We start from the raw sequence: 15563 nt of genomic DNA on the forward strand, positions 1-15563 counted from the left end.
ACCGATTGCGATGCGCCTTGGTCAATCAGTATGAGAGAAGACTCTCTAACTTGTCTGGTCTGCGACCAAGGACGGTAGCCGACGTATATCAGCGTCCGGCTTAGTTAACAGCGTCTTTCAGTGCCTTACCGGCTTTGAAGGCAGGAACTTTACCAGCAGCGATTTCGATGGTCGCGCCAGTTTGCGGGTTACGGCCGGAACGGGCAGCACGCTCGCGAACAGCAAAAGTACCGAAGCCAACCAGGGCAACCTGGTCACCCTCTTTCAGGGCTTCACCAACAGCATCAATGAAGGCATCCAACGCACGGCCAGCAGCAGCTTTGGAGATATCGGCACCGTCTGCAATCTTGTCAATCAGTTGAGATTTATTCACTCTTATTTTCCCCTATTATCGAACACCGCTGCGGCGCTGATTTCCCTGGCCACAACAAGTGGAGGTTTTATAGCAAGCCTCCTGACCAGTTGCAAGTGACAATCTGGCGCAAACCCGCGCCACATAACGCATTGCGACTCATCACGAGTACCCGATCGGTGGTCAAGGCTACTTCCGTTGCCGGACGCATGCAAGCCTTAACCACCGCCTGAATGCGCCAAATTTGCGGCGCATCAACATTTACAGGGTAGAAACCCGTTCAAACCCTTGCGGATTGTCCTGCAATGCCAGTTCCAACACCTCGTCAATCCAGCGAACCGGATAAATTTCAAGGTCTTGTTTGACGTTTGCCGGGATCTCCTCGAGGTCCCGTTCGTTCTCTTTGGGGATCAGCACGCGCTTGATGCCACCACGATGGGCCGCCAGCAGCTTCTCCTTGAGACCACCGATAGGCAGTACCTCACCCCGCAGGGTGATCTCCCCAGTCATGGCCACATCAGCACGAACCGGATTGCCGGTCAAGCTGGAGACCAGGGCGGTACACATGGCGATACCTGCGCTCGGGCCATCTTTCGGGGTCGCCCCTTCCGGCACGTGCACGTGAATGTCGCGCTTCTCGTAGAAGTCTGCATTGATGCGAAGCTTCTCGGCGCGAGCCCGCACCACCGTCATGGCCGCCTGGATGGACTCCTGCATCACGTCCCCAAGAGATCCCGTGTAGGTGAGCTTGCCCTTGCCCGGCATATTGGTGGTTTCAATGGTGAGCAGATCGCCCCCCACTTCAGTCCACGCCAAGCCACAGACTTGACCAATCTGGTTCTGATCGGTCGCCTTGCCGTAGTCAAAGCGCTGAACCCCGAGGAACTCCTTGAGGTTCTCCTGGTTGACCAGAACATGTTTGATGCTCTTGTCCAGCAGGATGCGTTTGACCGCCTTGCGACAGATCTTGGAGATTTCGCGCTCCAGGCTACGTACCCCCGCCTCGCGGGTGTAATAACGAATAACGCCAATCAGGGCGGAATCCTCGATGGTGATCTCGGACTCTTTCAGGCCGTTGCGCTGGATCTGCTTGGCCACCAGGTGCTGCTTGGCGATGTTGAGCTTCTCGTCTTCGGTGTAACCGGACAGACGGATCACCTCCATCCGGTCCAACAGCGGACCCGGGATGTTCATGGAGTTGGAGGTGGCCACGAACATCACGTCCGACAGGTCATAATCCACTTCCAGATAGTGATCGTTGAAGCTGTTGTTCTGCTCCGGATCCAGCACTTCCAGCAGCGCAGAGGCGGGATCGCCGCGCATGTCCGAGCTCATCTTGTCGATCTCGTCGAGCAGGAACAGCGGGTTCTTCACGCCAACTTTTGCCATTTTCTGGATGAGCTTGCCGGGCATGGAGCCGATGTAGGTACGACGGTGACCGCGGATCTCCGCCTCGTCACGCACGCCCCCTAAGGCCATACGTACGTATTTGCGACCGGTCGCCTTGGCGATGGACTGCCCCAGGGAGGTCTTGCCGACACCGGGAGGGCCAACCAGACAGAGGATCGGGCCCTTGAGCTTGTTCACCCGCGCCTGTACCGCCAGATACTCGAGGATCCGATCCTTGACCTTCTCAAGGCCATAGTGATCGGCGTCCAGCACCTCTTGCGCCTTGCCAAGATCTTTTTTGACCTTGGAGCGCGCCTTCCAGGGCACCTGCACCATCCAGTCGACGTAGCTACGCACGACGGTGGCTTCCGCCGACATGGGTGACATCATCTTCAGCTTGGCAAGCTCGGCCTGAGCCTTCTCGCGGGCGTCGGCGGGCATGCCGGCCTCTTCAATCTTGCGATTGAGGGCTTCGAATTCATCCGGGCTGTCTTCCAGCTCACCCAGCTCTTTCTGGATGGCCTTCATCTGCTCGTTGAGATAGTACTCTCGCTGGCTCTTCTCCATCTGCTTCTTGACGCGGGTACGGATGCGTTTCTCGACCTGCAAGAGGTCAATCTCCGACTCCATCATCGCCATCAGGAATTCGATTCGCTCGGAGACGGAGACGATTTCCAGCACCTTCTGCTTGTCTTCGAGTTTGAGCGGCATGTGGGCGGCCATGGTATCGGCCAGGCGCGCCGCATCGTCGATCGCCGAAATCGAGGTGAGCACCTCGGGCGGGATCTTCTTGTTGAGCTTGATGTAACCTTCAAACTGACCGATGGCCGAGCGAACCAGGACTTCCTGATCCTTGTCGTCAATGGCTTTTGAGGGAATGTACTGGGCCTCGCAGACAAAGAAATCCTTGTCGTCGATCATCCGCTCCAGGCGAGCACGCTGGCCCCCCTCTACCAGCACCTTGACGGTGCCGTCGGGCAGCTTGAGCATCTGCAGAATATTGGCCACTGTCCCGACAGAGAAGATCTCCTCCACCGTCGGCTCATCGGTTGACGCATCCTTCTGGGCCACCAGCAGGACTTTCTTGTCCTGCTCCATGGCCGCTTCCAGACAGCGAATGGATTTTTCCCGCCCCACAAAGAGTGGAATGACCATGTGGGGGTAAACCACCACGTCACGAAGAGGCAGGACGGGAATCTCGATGCGTTCTGAACGCTCTAGGTTCATATATGTCCTCTCGGCTTGTTATACCGTTGGCAAAGCGCTTGGCTGAGTATATGGGGGCGCTTAGACGAGATTCAATCGCCGAAACCGTAAAAAGCATGAAAGGGGCAAAAAGCCCCTTTCATTTGATTAAAAATCAGACAGTTATTCTGATGCGGCTGCCTGGGTCTCGGGATTTTCGTAAATCATCAGGGGCGCAGAATCCCCCTTGATCACGGTCTCGTCGATGACCACCTTGCTGACCCCTTCCAGAGAAGGCAGGTCATACATGGTATCGAGCAGCACGGCTTCCACGATGGAACGCAGACCACGGGCACCGGTTTTGCGCTCCATCGCCTTGCGGGCAATGGCGTGGAGTGCATCTTCACGGAACTCGAGTTCGACCCCTTCCAGATCGAACAGGGCTGCGTACTGCTTGGTCAGCGCGTTCTTCGGCTCTTGCAGAATCTGGATGAGGGCAGCCTCGTCCAGCTCGGTCAGGGTCGCGACCACCGGCAGACGACCGATGAACTCGGGGATCAGACCATATTTGATCAGATCTTCCGGTTCCACCTTGGCAAAGGTCTCGCTCAGGGTAGCCTTGGCATCCTTGGATTTGACCTCGGCACCAAAACCGATCCCGGTTCCCTTGACGGAGCGCTGCTCGATCACCTTGTCCAGACCGGCAAAGGCACCGCCGCAGATGAAGAGGATCTTGGAGGTATCGACCTGCAAGAACTCCTGCTGCGGATGCTTGCGACCACCCTGGGGCGGCACGGAAGCGATGGTCCCTTCGATCAGCTTGAGCAGGGCCTGCTGTACCCCTTCCCCGGACACGTCGCGGGTAATGGAGGGGTTGTCTGACTTGCGGGAGATCTTGTCGATCTCGTCGATGTAGACGATACCACGCTGGGCTTTTTCCACATCGTAGTCGCACTTTTGCAGCAGCTTCTGGATGATGTTCTCCACGTCCTCACCCACGTAACCGGCTTCGGTCAAGGTGGTGGCATCGGCCATGGTGAAGGGGACATCCAGCAGACGAGCCAGGGTTTCGGCCAGCAGGGTCTTGCCGCTGCCGGTCGGGCCGATCAGCAGGATGTTGGACTTGCCAAGCTCCACACCACTGTTCTCGCCGCTGTTGCGCAGACGCTTGTAGTGGTTGTAGACGGCAACGGCCAACACCTTCTTGGCGTACTCCTGCCCGATCACATAGTCATCGAGATGAGCACGGATCTGATGAGGGGTCGGCAGCTCGTTACCATCGCGCTTGGGAGAGATCTCGCGGATCTCCTCGCGGATGATGTCGTTGCACAGCTCGACACACTCATCACATATATAGACGGAAGGGCCAGCGATCAGCTTGCGCACTTCATGCTGGCTTTTGCCGCAAAAAGAGCAGTAGAGCAGCTTATCACCCTCACCCTTGCGTTTCTCTGTCATTCAGCAACCTCGTTTTATCAATAGAGGACGGCCTGTTGAGTTTACAACATACCGGAATTCCCTGCTCAGCCGCGCTGGCTCAGGACACCGTCAACCAGACCGTAGGCCACCGCCTGCTCGGCAGACATGAAGTTGTCACGATCGGTGTCACGTTCGATGGTAGCCATGTCCTGACCGGTATGGAAGGCCAGTCGTTCGTTCAGGGTATTCTTGATCTTCAGGATCTCCTGGGCATGGATCTGAATGTCAGACGCCTGGCCCTGGAAGCCGCCGAGCGGTTGGTGGATCATCACGCGGGCGTTGGGCAGACAGAAGCGTTTGCCCTTGGCACCACCGGCCAGCAGGAAGGCCCCCATGGAGCAGGCCTGGCCCATGCAGACGGTGCTGACGTCCGGTTTGATGAACTGCATGGTGTCATAGATGGACATGCCGGCAGTCACCGAGCCACCCGGAGAGTTGATGTAGATGTAGATATCCTTGTCCGGATTTTCGGACTCAAGGAACAACAACTGCGCCACCACCAGATTGGCCATCTGATCTTCGACCTGACCGGTCAGGAAGATCACCCGCTCTTTCAACAGACGGGAGTAAATATCGTAGGAACGTTCACCCTTGGCGGTCTGTTCGACCACGATGGGCACCAGCGCATTGCTGGGAGAATCGGTCACATCGTTATAGTTCTTGTACATAAGGCATTGTCCCTAAAATAAAATGGCCCGAGTGGAGATCACACGAGCCATTATACTTAACAGTCTTGACCTTAAGTCAAATGTTCTTAGGCAGCGGCACCAGACTTGTTGATCACTTCGTCAAAGGCAACTTCTTTCTCGGTCACTTGCGCTTTGGACAGGATCAGGTCGATGGCTTGATCTTCGATAGCCAGGTTACGAACGCCGTTCAGCATCTGCTCGTTCTTCTGGTAGTACTCGATCACTTCCTTCGGATCTTCGTAGGCGGTCGCCATGGATTCGATGATGCTGTTGACGCGTGCGTCATCAGCCTTGATCTCGTTGGTGCGGATCACGTCACCCAGCAGCAGACCTACGCGTACACGACGCTCGGCCTGAGCCTGGAACAGCTCAGCCGGCAGTTCCGGCGCGTTGCCGCCCTGGAAACCACCGAAACGCTGCAGAGCTTGTTGACGCAGGGTGTCGATTTCCTGGGCAACGGCAGCTTTCGGCAGATCGATTTGGTTGGCTTCAACCAGACCGTTCAGTACCTGCTCTTTCACGCTGTTTTTCAGAGCCTGAGCCAGTTCGCGCTCCATGTTCTTGCGCACTTCGGCTTTCAGCTCTTCAACGTTGCCGCTTTCGATGCCAAAACGCTTCACGAACTCTTCGGTCAGCTCGGGCAGGATCTGCTCTTCAACCTTGTGCAGCTTGGACGCGAACTTGGCGGCCTTGCCTTTCAGGTTTTCGGCGTGGTAATCAGCCGGGAAGGTCACGTCGATGGTGAACTCGTCGCCCGCTTTCTTGCCCATGATGGCGTCTTCGAAGCCAGGGATCATACGACCGGCGCCCAGTACCAGGTTGAAGCCTTCGGCCTTGCCGCCGTCGAACTCTTCACCGTCGATAGAGCCCACGAAGTCCATGGTGACACGCATGCCGTTGGCGGCAGCGGCATCAACGTCGGACCAGGTAGCGTGCTGCTTGCGCAGGGTATCGATCATGTTGGCCAGATCTTCATCCTTCACGGAGGCAACCGGCTTCTCTACCTTGATGGACTCGAGGCCTGCAACTTCAAACTCCGGGTACACTTCGAAAGTGGCGGTGAACTCGAAATCCTGACCTTCTTTGATCTCTTTCGGATCCATGGTCGGGGCACCGGCCGGGCTCAGTTTGTTCTCGATGATGGCCTTGATGAAGTTGCTCTGCATCATTTCATCGGCAACGCGGGCGTTGGCCATGGCGCCGAACATCTTCTTGATGATGGCAACCGGAGCCTTGCCAGGACGGAAACCGTCGATGCGACGGGTTTTGGCCAGGCCATTCAATTCTTTGCGCACGGCGGCGTCAACGGTAGCGGCCGGTACGGTGATGGTAAGACGGCGTTCCAGACCCTGGGTTGTCTCTACAGAAACTTGCATTCTTCTACCTCGTTCAACTCAGCACTGTGTGCTGACCCTTTATTGCCCCTGGGCAAAGCCCGGAGTCTTCCTGTTTATAAAGACAACGATATGTCTTTGTGATGAGAAAATATGACGCGGCATTATAGCGGCGCACTTTGGTCGAGTCGAGCCACACATCCCCCGGATTGGGCTGAGTGCAAGCACAATTCGTGCAAAACTGCCCTTTATATGGGGAGACGCTGGCCCGACTTCAACCGGCAAGGCGCAATAATTTTGCGTTTGCTCACCTTTTTTCATTCGAATGCCGATTTGTTGCTCATTTTCCAAGAAATAGAAGACCGCCAACCGATGATTGTCACGGTCACGACCCGGATTGTCCGGTCAAATAAGGGTGAAACCAATCAATGATTGCGTCCCCTGCCCTCCCTCGCTATGGTGGCTGCCAAATCGATGTATCTGGAGTTACCACATGGCCTTTTTCCGCTTCTTGTTCAATCTGCTCTGGTTTGTACTGGGGGGCATCTTTATGGGACTGGCCTGGTGGCTGGCCGGATTGCTCTGTTTCGTGTCCCTCATCGGTATCCCCTGGGGACGCGCCTGTTTCGTCATCGGCACCTTCACCTTCTTCCCGTTTGGCAAGCAGGCGGTCAACCGCAAGACCATGACGGGACTAAGTGACATCGGTACCGGGACCATGGGCCTGATTGGCAACATCCTCTGGTTCGTGCTGATCGGTGTCTGGTTGGCCATCGGCCACATCGCCTCGGCGCTGGCCTGTTTCGTCACCATCATCGGCATCCCGTTCGGGATCCAGCACCTCAAGCTGGCCCTGATCAGCCTGGCCCCCATCGGCCAGATGATAGTGACCAACCAGGAGGCCGAATCGGGCCGTTATATCCGCTGAAGCTGGTAAAAAGCGGGAGCAGGCGATGCCTGCCAGCGAAAAAAAGGGCAGACTAGGGTCTGCCCTTTTTCATTGTCCGTTGCCGAGGCTCATCATGTTACCCAGCCATTTTTTCGCCAATCTCGCCCGCATGAAGCTCATCTACCGCTGGCCATTGATGCGCAATATCCAGTCCGAAAACATCGCCGAGCACAGCCTGCAGGTGGCCATGGTGGCCCACGCCCTGGGGCTCATCAAAAACCGCCTGTTTGGCGGCCAAGTGGATGCGGATCGCGCCGCCGTGATGGCGCTCTATCACGATAGCAGCGAGGTGTTGACCGGTGATCTGCCCACCCCGGTCAAATATTTCAATCCCGAGATCGCCCGCGAATACAAGAAGATAGAACTGGCCGCCGAACAGCGCCTGCTCGCCATGCTGCCCCCGGAACTGGTGGAGGATTTTCGCCCCCTGCTGGACTCGGGTGCCCAGGACGGCGAACTGGCCAGACTGGTGAAAGATGCCGATACCCTCTGCGCCTATACCAAGTGTCTGGAGGAGATCAACGCTGGCAACCGGGAGTTCGAGCCGGCCAGAAAACGCCTCGAGGCCATGCTGGAGGCGCGGATGAGCGAGGAGATGCGCTACTTTATCGACACCTTCGTGGCCAGCTTTTCCCTGCCGCTCGATGAGCTGAACGCCCACTGAGCATCAAACACCCCGATAGACAAAGGGCCCGCCGGTTTGCACCAGCGGGCCCTTCTCTTTTCACTTTCGCTTACACAGGCTGGGGATCAGTGGCCCAGCTCGCGGGACGGCACCAGTCCGCTCGCCCGCCAGGCGGGATAGAGGGTCGCTACCAGGCTCATCAGGATGGCGGCACTGGTCACGATCACCAGATCCTGCATATGCAGCTCGGTGGGCAGGAAGTCGATGAAGTAGATGTCGGGGTTGAGGAAACGATGACCGATCACGCTCTCGATGACCCTCATGATCTGGGTCAGCTTGCTGGAGAGCAGGCCGCCAAGCAGTGCCCCCAGCAAGGCCCCCGCCACCCCATTGACCATGCCCTGAATCACGAAGGTGAGCCGGATCTGACCGGGACTTGCCCCCATGGTCTTCAGGATGGCGATTTCGCTGCGCTTCTCGTTCACCGCCATCACCAGGGTGGAGACGATATTGAAGCAGGCCACTGCCACTACCATCAGCATCACCACATACATGACGGTGCGCACCATCTGGATGTCCTGATAGAGGTAACCCTGGCTGTTCATCCAGCTGCGAATGTAGACGTGGTAGGGGAACTGCTGGGCTGCAGCCACCGTGATGGACTGCGCCTTGAGCACGTCGCTCACCCGCAGGCTGAACCCCTCCACACCGCTCCCCATGCCGGTGATGGCCTGGGCATCTGCCAGATGCATGAAACCGAGCAGGCCATCGAGCTGGCCGCCGATTTCGAGCAGTCCCACCACCGTCAGGGCTTCCCTTCTGGGATTCTTGATGCCCGCATCATCCCCGCCCTGGGGCAACAGCAGGGCAACCGAGTCACCAATGTTAACTCCCAGCTTGTCGGCGATGGTCTTGCCGAGAATGACCCCTCGCTCGCCGGGCTGCAGATCGCGAAGGCCTCGTCCCGTCATGTATTTGCCCGCATCCGACAAATTGGCCTCAAGCTCCGGCAGCACGGCGCGCAGTTGCACCCCTTTAAGGGCTGTGCCGTGCTCCAACAGGCCGTTAAGGCGGATCACCGGTGCCGCAGCCTCGACGCCTGGCTGAGCCAGCAGGTAATCGCGCAGACGGGGCCAGTCCGGCAGCGGCCGTTCGACGGCATCCAGCTCCCCTTGCGGCACCACGGAAAGCACCCGGTTCTTGAGCTCGCGCTCGAAACCGTTCATGGCGGAAAGCCCCAGGATCAGCGCCATTACCCCTAGGGCGATACCGATGAGAGACGAGGCCGAAATAAAGGCGATAAACCCGTTGCGACGACGGGAGCGACTGTAGCGCAGGCCCAGAAAGAGGGGCAGCGGTTTGAACATCAGGCAACCTCCGCCATCACGCCGCTCACCAGGGTCACCCGGCGATGGAGTTTGGCCGCCAGGCTCAAATCGTGGGTCACCACCACAAACGCGGTGCCAAGCTCGCGGTTGAGTTCGCAGAGCAACTCATAAACGGCGGTGGCACTGGCGTGATCCAGGTTGCCGGTGGGCTCGTCCGCCAACACCAGGCTCGGCTCGTTGACCAGGGCGCGGGCGATGGCCACCCGCTGGCGCTCGCCGCCGGAGAGCTCGGAGGGGCGATGGTGCAGGCGGTGGGAGAGCCCCACCCGACCCAGCATGCGGGTCGCTTTTTCGGTGGCCACCGCCACCGATTCGCCGGCGATGAGCAGTGGCATGGCGGCATTTTCCAGCGCGCTGAATTCGGAGAGCAGGTGGTGGAACTGATAGACGAACCCCAACTCGCGGTTGCGAAATCTCGCCTGGGTACGGCTGTCCCAGCGGTGGATATCCTCCCCCTTGAACAACACGGCACCGCTGGAGGGATTGTCGAGCGCGCCCATCAGATGCAGCAAGGTGGTCTTGCCCGACCCCGAGCTGCCCACCACCGCCAGCATCTCGCCGGGGGCAACACAGAGATCAATCCCCTTGAGAACCTGGGTCTCCAGCTCGCCCTCTTTATAGACATGGTTGAGGGCCTGGCAACGCAGCAGAGGCTCACAGGACAGGGCTTCATTCATAAACGGGGCTCCACTTACACCAGTGACCACACCGGCAATAACAACAGAAGATGAATCATTCATAACGCAGCGCCTCGGCCGGCTTCACTCTGGCCGCACGGGCTGCAGGATAGAGGGTGGCGCTGAAACTGAGCAGTACAGCCCCAAGCAAAATGGTGATGACCTGGGCAGGCTCCACGATCACCGGCAGGCCACTGCCGCCCGCCGCCATATAGAGGTTGAGCCCGAGGGCATTGAGCAGCGGGTTGAGTCCTAGGGTCAGGGCCAATCCAGCCAGCGCGCCGAACAGGGCGCCGATCACCCCGCTGGAGGCGCCAAGCACCATGAAGATCTTGACTATCCCTGCCTCACTCATGCCCATGGTGCGCAAAATGGCTACCTCCCCTTCCTTGTCGGTGACCACCATCACCAGGGCGGAGAGGATGTTGAAGGTGGCGACCGCGATGATCAGCACCAGCATCAGCCCCATCATCCGTTTTTCCATAGCGACTGCCTGGAACAGCTCGCCTCGCTCACGGCGCCAATCCTGCCACTGCAGACCGTCGGGCAGCGGGGTCTTGATCACCTGATCGGCGGCGAAAGGATCATCGAGCCAAAGGCGAATGCCACCGACCGTTTCTGTCGGCAGCCGCAGCAGGCGCTGGGCATCCCCCAGCGCGATCAGAGCGATCTGGTTGTCCACGTCGGCCCCGACCCCGAAGATCCCGGAGACGGTGAAGAGGCGTTGGGCCGGGACACGACCGAACGGGGTGAAGCGGGTTCCCTCGGTCAGGATCAGGCGAACCTGGTCCCCTATGGAGACGTTGAGGCGACGAGCCACCCCCTGCCCCAGCACGATCCGGTATTGACCGGCCTGCAGGGTATCGAGGCGCCCCCCCAGCATCTGGCTGTGGAGGATATCCCCCTTGGGCCAGCGGGCGGGATCGATCCCCTGCACGCTCACCCCGGTCAACTGGCCGGGGCTTTGCAGCATCCCCTCGCTGTCGAGCATGGGGGCCGTGGCCACCACATGGGGCAGCTTGGCGAGATCCGGTAGGCCCTGGGGCGCTGCATCGATGCGGCCGGCCTGATTGGTCACCACCACGTGAGGGATCACCCCGAGGATGCGCCCCTTGAGCTGGCCTTCGAAACCGTTCATCACCGAAATAACCACCATCAGAGCCGCGACTCCGATGGCGATGCCAAAGGTGGAAAACAGGGAGATAAATGAGACGAAGCGGTTGCTGCGCTTCGAGCCTGCATAACGCAGGCCGATGGCCAGCGAAAGGGGCTGAAAAAGTCCGGTCTTCAAGGATATGTACGTTGCCAACAAAATAAGATACCGGATAATAAAGGGAAACCGTCTATGACAACAAGGGATAGCCTCCATGCAGGAACAGTTCTTCAGCGTCACTCATGCCACGCCGGTCAATGTGATCCCCATGCCGGCCGACTTTCAGCTGCCTTCACTGGAGGAGCTGGACGCTGAGCTGCCGGAGCCCTTTCGGATCGCCTCGGCCATTACCTCCATCGATCTGGTGACCACCCGCTTGCTGCGCAACCAGAATGATTCGATGCACGACCTCCTCGAGATCGTCAATCAGCAATCCCGCAAGATCGACATGATCATGAGCTATGTGCTCTCCTTGCAGGATCATCCCGAGCAGCGCTTCCACACCTTGCGTTTCGGTGCCGGTCAGCTTACCTATCTGCATCCCTATCACGGCCATGGCGATGTCCCTCAGCCGCACCAGATAGTGCGCCTCAAGATCTTCTTGCGCGACGAGGCGGCCGCCATCTACTGCTATGGCCAGGTCAAGCAGGTCGAGGGTGGCGAGCACGGCAACCATGTGGTGCTCGACTATGTGCGGATCCGTGAAGATGACCGTGAACTGCTGGTACGCGCCAGCCTGCATGTGCAATCAAAACAACTCAAGCTGCGCGCCCAGGAGCGTCAGCGTTAACCACAACGAACGTCAGCGCTAACAACCGCCAACGTTAAAAGAATCGAATGATGCCAATGACTCTCCCCGCCTTGCCCGCCAAAGCGGGCCAAAAAATCACGCTTGGCCAGCTGGTCGGCAGCAGCCTCTCGCTGTTCGCCGCCCGCCTCACGGGGGCGGCAGACCGTCCCGTCCTGCTGGTCACCGCCGATACCCCGAGTGCCCTGCGCCTCGAACAGGAACTGCAATACCTGCTGGCAGATGAGGGATGTCCCGTGCTGCTGTTTCCCGACTGGGAAACCCTGCCCTACGACACCTTCTCTCCCCATCAGGACATCATCTCCCAGCGCCTCGAGACCCTCTACAAGCTGCCGCAGATGAGCAAGGGGGTGCTGATCGTGCCCATCTCGACCCTGATGCTGCGCTGCGCCCCTCGCGCCTATCTCGACAAGTACAGCCTGATGGTGAAAAGCGGCCAGCGCCTCAACCTGCAGCAACTGCGCGGACGTCTTGCCGAGGCGGGCTACGTGGCGGTGGATCAGGTGCTGGAACACGGCGAGTTTGCCGCCCGCGGCTCCTTGCTCGATCTCTTCCCCATGGGCAGCAACACCCCCTATCGCATCGACTTTTTCGATGACGAAGTGGACTCCATCCGCCCGTTTGATCCCGAGACCCAGCGCTCCAGCGAGCCGGTCAAATCGGTCAGCCTGTTGCCGGCCCGGGAGTTCCCCACCGACGAGAGCGCCATCGAGCTCTTTCGCGGCCACTATCGCGAACAGTTCGAGATCTCCCGCGCCGAGGGCTCCGTCTATCAGGAGGTGAGCAAAGGACGCTGGCCCGCCGGCATCGAATACTATCTGCCGCTCTTTTTCCAGGAAACCGCCAGCCTGTTCGATTACCTGCCACAGAGCACCTTGCTGCTCACCGTGGGGGATATTTACCCCGCCGCCCAGCGCTTCTGGAACGACATCGGCCAGCGTTATGAGGAGCGGCGCTGGGACAACACCCGGCCCCTGTTGCCCCCCCAGCAGATCTATCTGCCGGTGGAGCAGCTGTTCGCCGAGCTGGGGCAATATGGCGCGGTGCGGCTGCAGGAGGCCGCCACCGGCGGCGAAGCCGGCCAGCGGGATCTGCCCATCGCCCCCCTGCCCGACCTGCAACTCGATCACAGCAAGGAGCAGCCCCTGCTGGCGCTCAGCCAGTTCCTGCAAGGGTTTGCCGGGCGCACCCTGTTTGCGGTGGAGTCCGAGGGACGGCGTGAGGTGCTGGGGGACTTGCTGGCCCGCATCGCGCTGCAGCCCAAGGAGTTCGACTCGCTCGATGCCTTCATCACCAGCAAGGCCCGCCACGGCCTGCTGGTGGCACCGCTCGAGCGCGGCTTCTTGCTGCGAGAGCCGGGGCAAGAGGAGCTGGCCCTTATCACCGAGAGCGAGCTGCTGGGCGGCAAGATCCGCAGCAAACGGCAACGGGAAAAGAGCAAGAACTTAAGCTCCGATGCGGTGATCCGAAACCTGGGTGAGCTGACCCAGGGCCAACCGGTGGTGCATCTTGATCACGGTGTCGGCCGCTATCTGGGGCTGGAAACCATCGATGCCGGCGGTCTGCCCACCGAGTTTTTGACCCTGGAATACGCCGGCGGCGACAAGCTGTTCGTGCCGGTCACCAGCCTGCACCTTATCAGCCGTTATACCGGATCGGATAACCCACCCAGCCATAAATTGGGTGGCGAGGCCTGGAGCAAGGCGCGGCGCAAGGCAGCCGAAAAAGTACGTGACGTCGCCGCCGAACTACTCGACGTCTATGCCCATCGCGCCGCGCGCGCCGGTTTTGCCTTCAAGCACGACAAGGAGGCCTACCGCCAGTTTGCCGCCGGCTTCCCGTTCGAGGAGACCGACGATCAGCTCAATGCCATCAATGCGGTGCTTGGCGACATGTGCCAGGCCAAGAGCATGGACCGACTGGTGTGCGGCGATGTGGGCTTTGGCAAGACCGAGGTGGCGATGCGGGCCGCCTTTGTCGCCGTGCACGGTGGCAAGCAGGTGGCGGTGCTGGTGCCCACCACCCTCCTGGCCCAGCAGCACTACGACAACTTCCGCGATCGCTTCGCCAACTGGCCGGTGCGGGTCGAGGTGCTGAGCCGCTTTCGCTCCGCCAAGGAGCAAAACGCCGTCATGAAGGAGCTGGCCGAGGGCAAGGTGGACATCATCATCGGCACTCACAAGCTCTTGGGCTCCGATCTCACCTTCAAGGATCTGGGGCTGCTTATCGTCGACGAGGAGCACAGATTCGGGGTACGCCAGAAGGAGAAGATCAAGGCGCTGCGCGCGGACGTGGATATCCTGACCCTCACCGCCACCCCCATTCCGCGCACCCTCAACATGGCCATGTCCGGCATGCGGGATCTCTCCATCATCGCCACCCCGCCCGCCAAGCGCCTCGCCATCAAGACCTTCGTGCGCCAGCACGAGCCGACGGTGGTGCGCGAAGCGGTACTGCGGGAACTCAAACGCGGCGGTCAGGTCTACTACCTGCACAACGACGTGGAGAGCATCGAGAAGTGCGCGGCGGATCTTGCCGAGCTGGTGCCGGAGGCGCGCATCGGCATCGCCCACGGCCAGATGCGCGAGCGCGAGCTCGAGCGGATCATGTCGGATTTCTACCACCAGCGCTTCAACCTGCTGGTGTGTACCACCATTATCGAGACCGGCATCGACGTACCGAGCGCCAACACCATCATCATGGACAGAGCCGACCATCTGGGGCTTGCCCAGTTGCACCAGCTGCGCGGCCGGGTCGGGCGTTCCCACCACCAGGCTTATGCCTATCTGCTCACCCCTCATCCCAAGCTGATGACCAAGGATGCGGCCAAGCGGCTCGAAGCCATCGCGTCTCTTGAAGATCTCGGCGCCGGCTTTGCCCTGGCCACCCACGATCTGGAGATCCGCGGCGCAGGCGAGCTCTTGGGGGACGATCAGAGCGGCCAGATCGAATCGGTGGGCTTTACCCTCTATATGGAGATACTGGAGCAGGCGGTCGAGGCACTGAAAAATGGCAAGGAGCCGTCGCTCGAACAGCTGATGAGCCAGCACACCGAGGTGGAGCTGCGCCTGCCCGCGCTTTTACCGGACGATTACATCCCGGACGTCAACATGCGCCTCTCCATGTACAAGCGCATCGCCAGCGCGGCGGACGAACAGGAACTGCGAGAGTTGAAGGTAGAGCTCATCGACCGCTTCGGCCTGTTGCCGGAGGCGACCAAAACCCTGATGGAGCTGGCGGCCTTCCGCCAGCGCGCCACCGCCCTTGGCATTCGCCGGGTGGAGATGAGCGAGCGCGGTGGTTATCTCGACTTCACCCAGGACACTAAGGTCAACCCGACCTATCTGGTGAAGCTTCTCTCCGAGCAACCACGCATCTACAAAATGGATGGGCCGACCCGGCTGCGCTTCCAGGTGCCGACCCAAGATCGCGCCATGCGGCTCAAACTGGTGGATGGCTTGCTAGCGGATCTCGCCAGCCACAGCCAGTAACCTGGCCACTCGGCCAATAAAAACGGGAGCCCTTGCGGCTCCCG

Annotated in this window: 12 protein-coding genes; 4 read left to right on the top strand and 8 right to left on the bottom strand. The window is 59.6% G+C overall.

All coding sequences use genetic code 11. From position 1 onward, the window contains the following. Positions 1 to 100: 100 nt before the first annotated feature. From hupB to tig, 5 genes are all read right to left on the bottom strand, one after another. Positions 101 to 373, bottom strand: a complete 273-nt coding sequence (gene hupB / locus BN1123_RS19700; RefSeq protein ID WP_005315375.1) for a nucleoid-associated protein HU-beta — start codon at positions 371 to 373, stop codon at positions 101 to 103. Positions 374 to 613: 240 nt separating this feature from the next. Next, entirely contained in the window at positions 614 to 2968 is a 2355-nt protein-coding gene (gene lon / locus BN1123_RS19705; RefSeq protein WP_042029160.1) for an endopeptidase La, read from the bottom strand. 141 nt (positions 2969 to 3109) lie between these two features. Continuing rightward, positions 3110 to 4384: an ATP-dependent protease ATP-binding subunit ClpX gene (gene clpX, locus BN1123_RS19710; RefSeq protein WP_026457097.1), complete on the bottom strand. Its 1275-nt coding sequence runs from the start codon at positions 4382 to 4384 to the stop codon at positions 3110 to 3112. A gap of 65 nt (positions 4385 to 4449) precedes the next feature. After that, the gene (gene clpP / locus BN1123_RS19715; protein WP_042029161.1) at positions 4450 to 5073 is read right to left on the bottom strand and encodes an ATP-dependent Clp endopeptidase proteolytic subunit ClpP; all 624 of its coding nucleotides are present in this window, start codon (positions 5071 to 5073) and stop codon (positions 4450 to 4452) included. Between the two features lie 86 nt (positions 5074 to 5159). Next, complete coding sequence (gene tig / locus BN1123_RS19720) at positions 5160 to 6470, bottom strand: trigger factor (protein WP_042029162.1); 1311 nt, start codon at positions 6468 to 6470, stop codon at positions 5160 to 5162. A gap of 451 nt (positions 6471 to 6921) precedes the next feature. Here tig and BN1123_RS19725 point away from each other — a divergent pair, with 451 nt between their 5' ends. Continuing rightward, on the top strand, positions 6922 to 7356 hold the full coding sequence (locus tag BN1123_RS19725) for a YccF domain-containing protein (RefSeq protein ID WP_026457099.1): 435 nt from the start codon (positions 6922 to 6924) through the stop codon (positions 7354 to 7356). A gap of 94 nt (positions 7357 to 7450) precedes the next feature. Then, the gene (gene yfbR, locus BN1123_RS19730) at positions 7451 to 8041 is read left to right on the top strand and encodes a 5'-deoxynucleotidase (RefSeq protein ID WP_026457100.1); all 591 of its coding nucleotides are present in this window, start codon (positions 7451 to 7453) and stop codon (positions 8039 to 8041) included. A gap of 86 nt (positions 8042 to 8127) precedes the next feature. Here the strand turns inward: yfbR and lolE are convergent, their stop codons facing one another. Genes lolE through BN1123_RS19745 form a run of 3 tightly spaced genes read right to left on the bottom strand, consistent with a single transcriptional unit; the run spans position 8128 to position 11358 of the window. After that, positions 8128 to 9369 (bottom strand): lipoprotein-releasing ABC transporter permease subunit LolE, encoded by a 1242-nt coding sequence (gene lolE, locus BN1123_RS19735; RefSeq protein ID WP_042029163.1) that lies wholly within the window; start codon positions 9367 to 9369, stop codon positions 8128 to 8130. After that, a complete protein-coding gene (lolD, locus tag BN1123_RS19740; protein WP_042029164.1) occupies positions 9369 to 10067 on the bottom strand; it encodes a lipoprotein-releasing ABC transporter ATP-binding protein LolD in 699 nt (232 codons plus the stop codon). Before lolD ends, lolE begins: the two co-directional genes overlap by 1 nt. A gap of 55 nt (positions 10068 to 10122) precedes the next feature. Beyond that, the gene (locus BN1123_RS19745) at positions 10123 to 11358 is read right to left on the bottom strand and encodes a lipoprotein-releasing ABC transporter permease subunit (protein ID WP_042029165.1); all 1236 of its coding nucleotides are present in this window, start codon (positions 11356 to 11358) and stop codon (positions 10123 to 10125) included. Positions 11359 to 11434: 76 nt separating this feature from the next. Between BN1123_RS19745 and BN1123_RS19750 the strand changes: the two genes are divergently transcribed. Continuing rightward, a complete protein-coding gene (locus BN1123_RS19750; protein ID WP_026458638.1) occupies positions 11435 to 12010 on the top strand; it encodes a PilZ domain-containing protein in 576 nt (191 codons plus the stop codon). Positions 12011 to 12057: 47 nt separating this feature from the next. Next, positions 12058 to 15519, top strand: a complete 3462-nt coding sequence (gene mfd / locus BN1123_RS19755; protein WP_042029166.1) for a transcription-repair coupling factor — start codon at positions 12058 to 12060, stop codon at positions 15517 to 15519. Positions 15520 to 15563 lie beyond the last annotated feature (44 nt).

It is taken from the genome of Aeromonas enteropelogenes, assembly GCF_000819845.1.
Classification (GTDB): domain Bacteria; phylum Pseudomonadota; class Gammaproteobacteria; order Enterobacterales; family Aeromonadaceae; genus Aeromonas; species Aeromonas enteropelogenes.

Excerpts from the sequence above, each read along its gene's own strand:
- lon (WP_042029160.1), bottom strand. The coding sequence starts at position 2,968 with ATGAACCTAGAGCGTTCAGAACGCATCGAGATTCCCGTCCTGCCTCTT.
- clpX (WP_026457097.1), bottom strand. The coding sequence starts at position 4,384 with ATGACAGAGAAACGCAAGGGTGAGGGTGATAAGCTGCTCTACTGCTCT.
- clpP (WP_042029161.1), bottom strand. The coding sequence starts at position 5,073 with ATGTACAAGAACTATAACGATGTGACCGATTCTCCCAGCAATGCGCTG.
- tig (WP_042029162.1), bottom strand. The coding sequence starts at position 6,470 with ATGCAAGTTTCTGTAGAGACAACCCAGGGTCTGGAACGCCGTCTTACC.
- BN1123_RS19725 (WP_026457099.1), top strand. The coding sequence starts at position 6,922 with ATGGCCTTTTTCCGCTTCTTGTTCAATCTGCTCTGGTTTGTACTGGGG.
- yfbR (WP_026457100.1), top strand. The coding sequence starts at position 7,451 with ATGTTACCCAGCCATTTTTTCGCCAATCTCGCCCGCATGAAGCTCATC.
- lolE (WP_042029163.1), bottom strand. The coding sequence starts at position 9,369 with ATGTTCAAACCGCTGCCCCTCTTTCTGGGCCTGCGCTACAGTCGCTCC.
- lolD (WP_042029164.1), bottom strand. The coding sequence starts at position 10,067 with ATGAATGAAGCCCTGTCCTGTGAGCCTCTGCTGCGTTGCCAGGCCCTC.
- BN1123_RS19750 (WP_026458638.1), top strand. The coding sequence starts at position 11,435 with ATGCAGGAACAGTTCTTCAGCGTCACTCATGCCACGCCGGTCAATGTG.
- mfd (WP_042029166.1), top strand. The coding sequence starts at position 12,058 with ATGATGCCAATGACTCTCCCCGCCTTGCCCGCCAAAGCGGGCCAAAAA.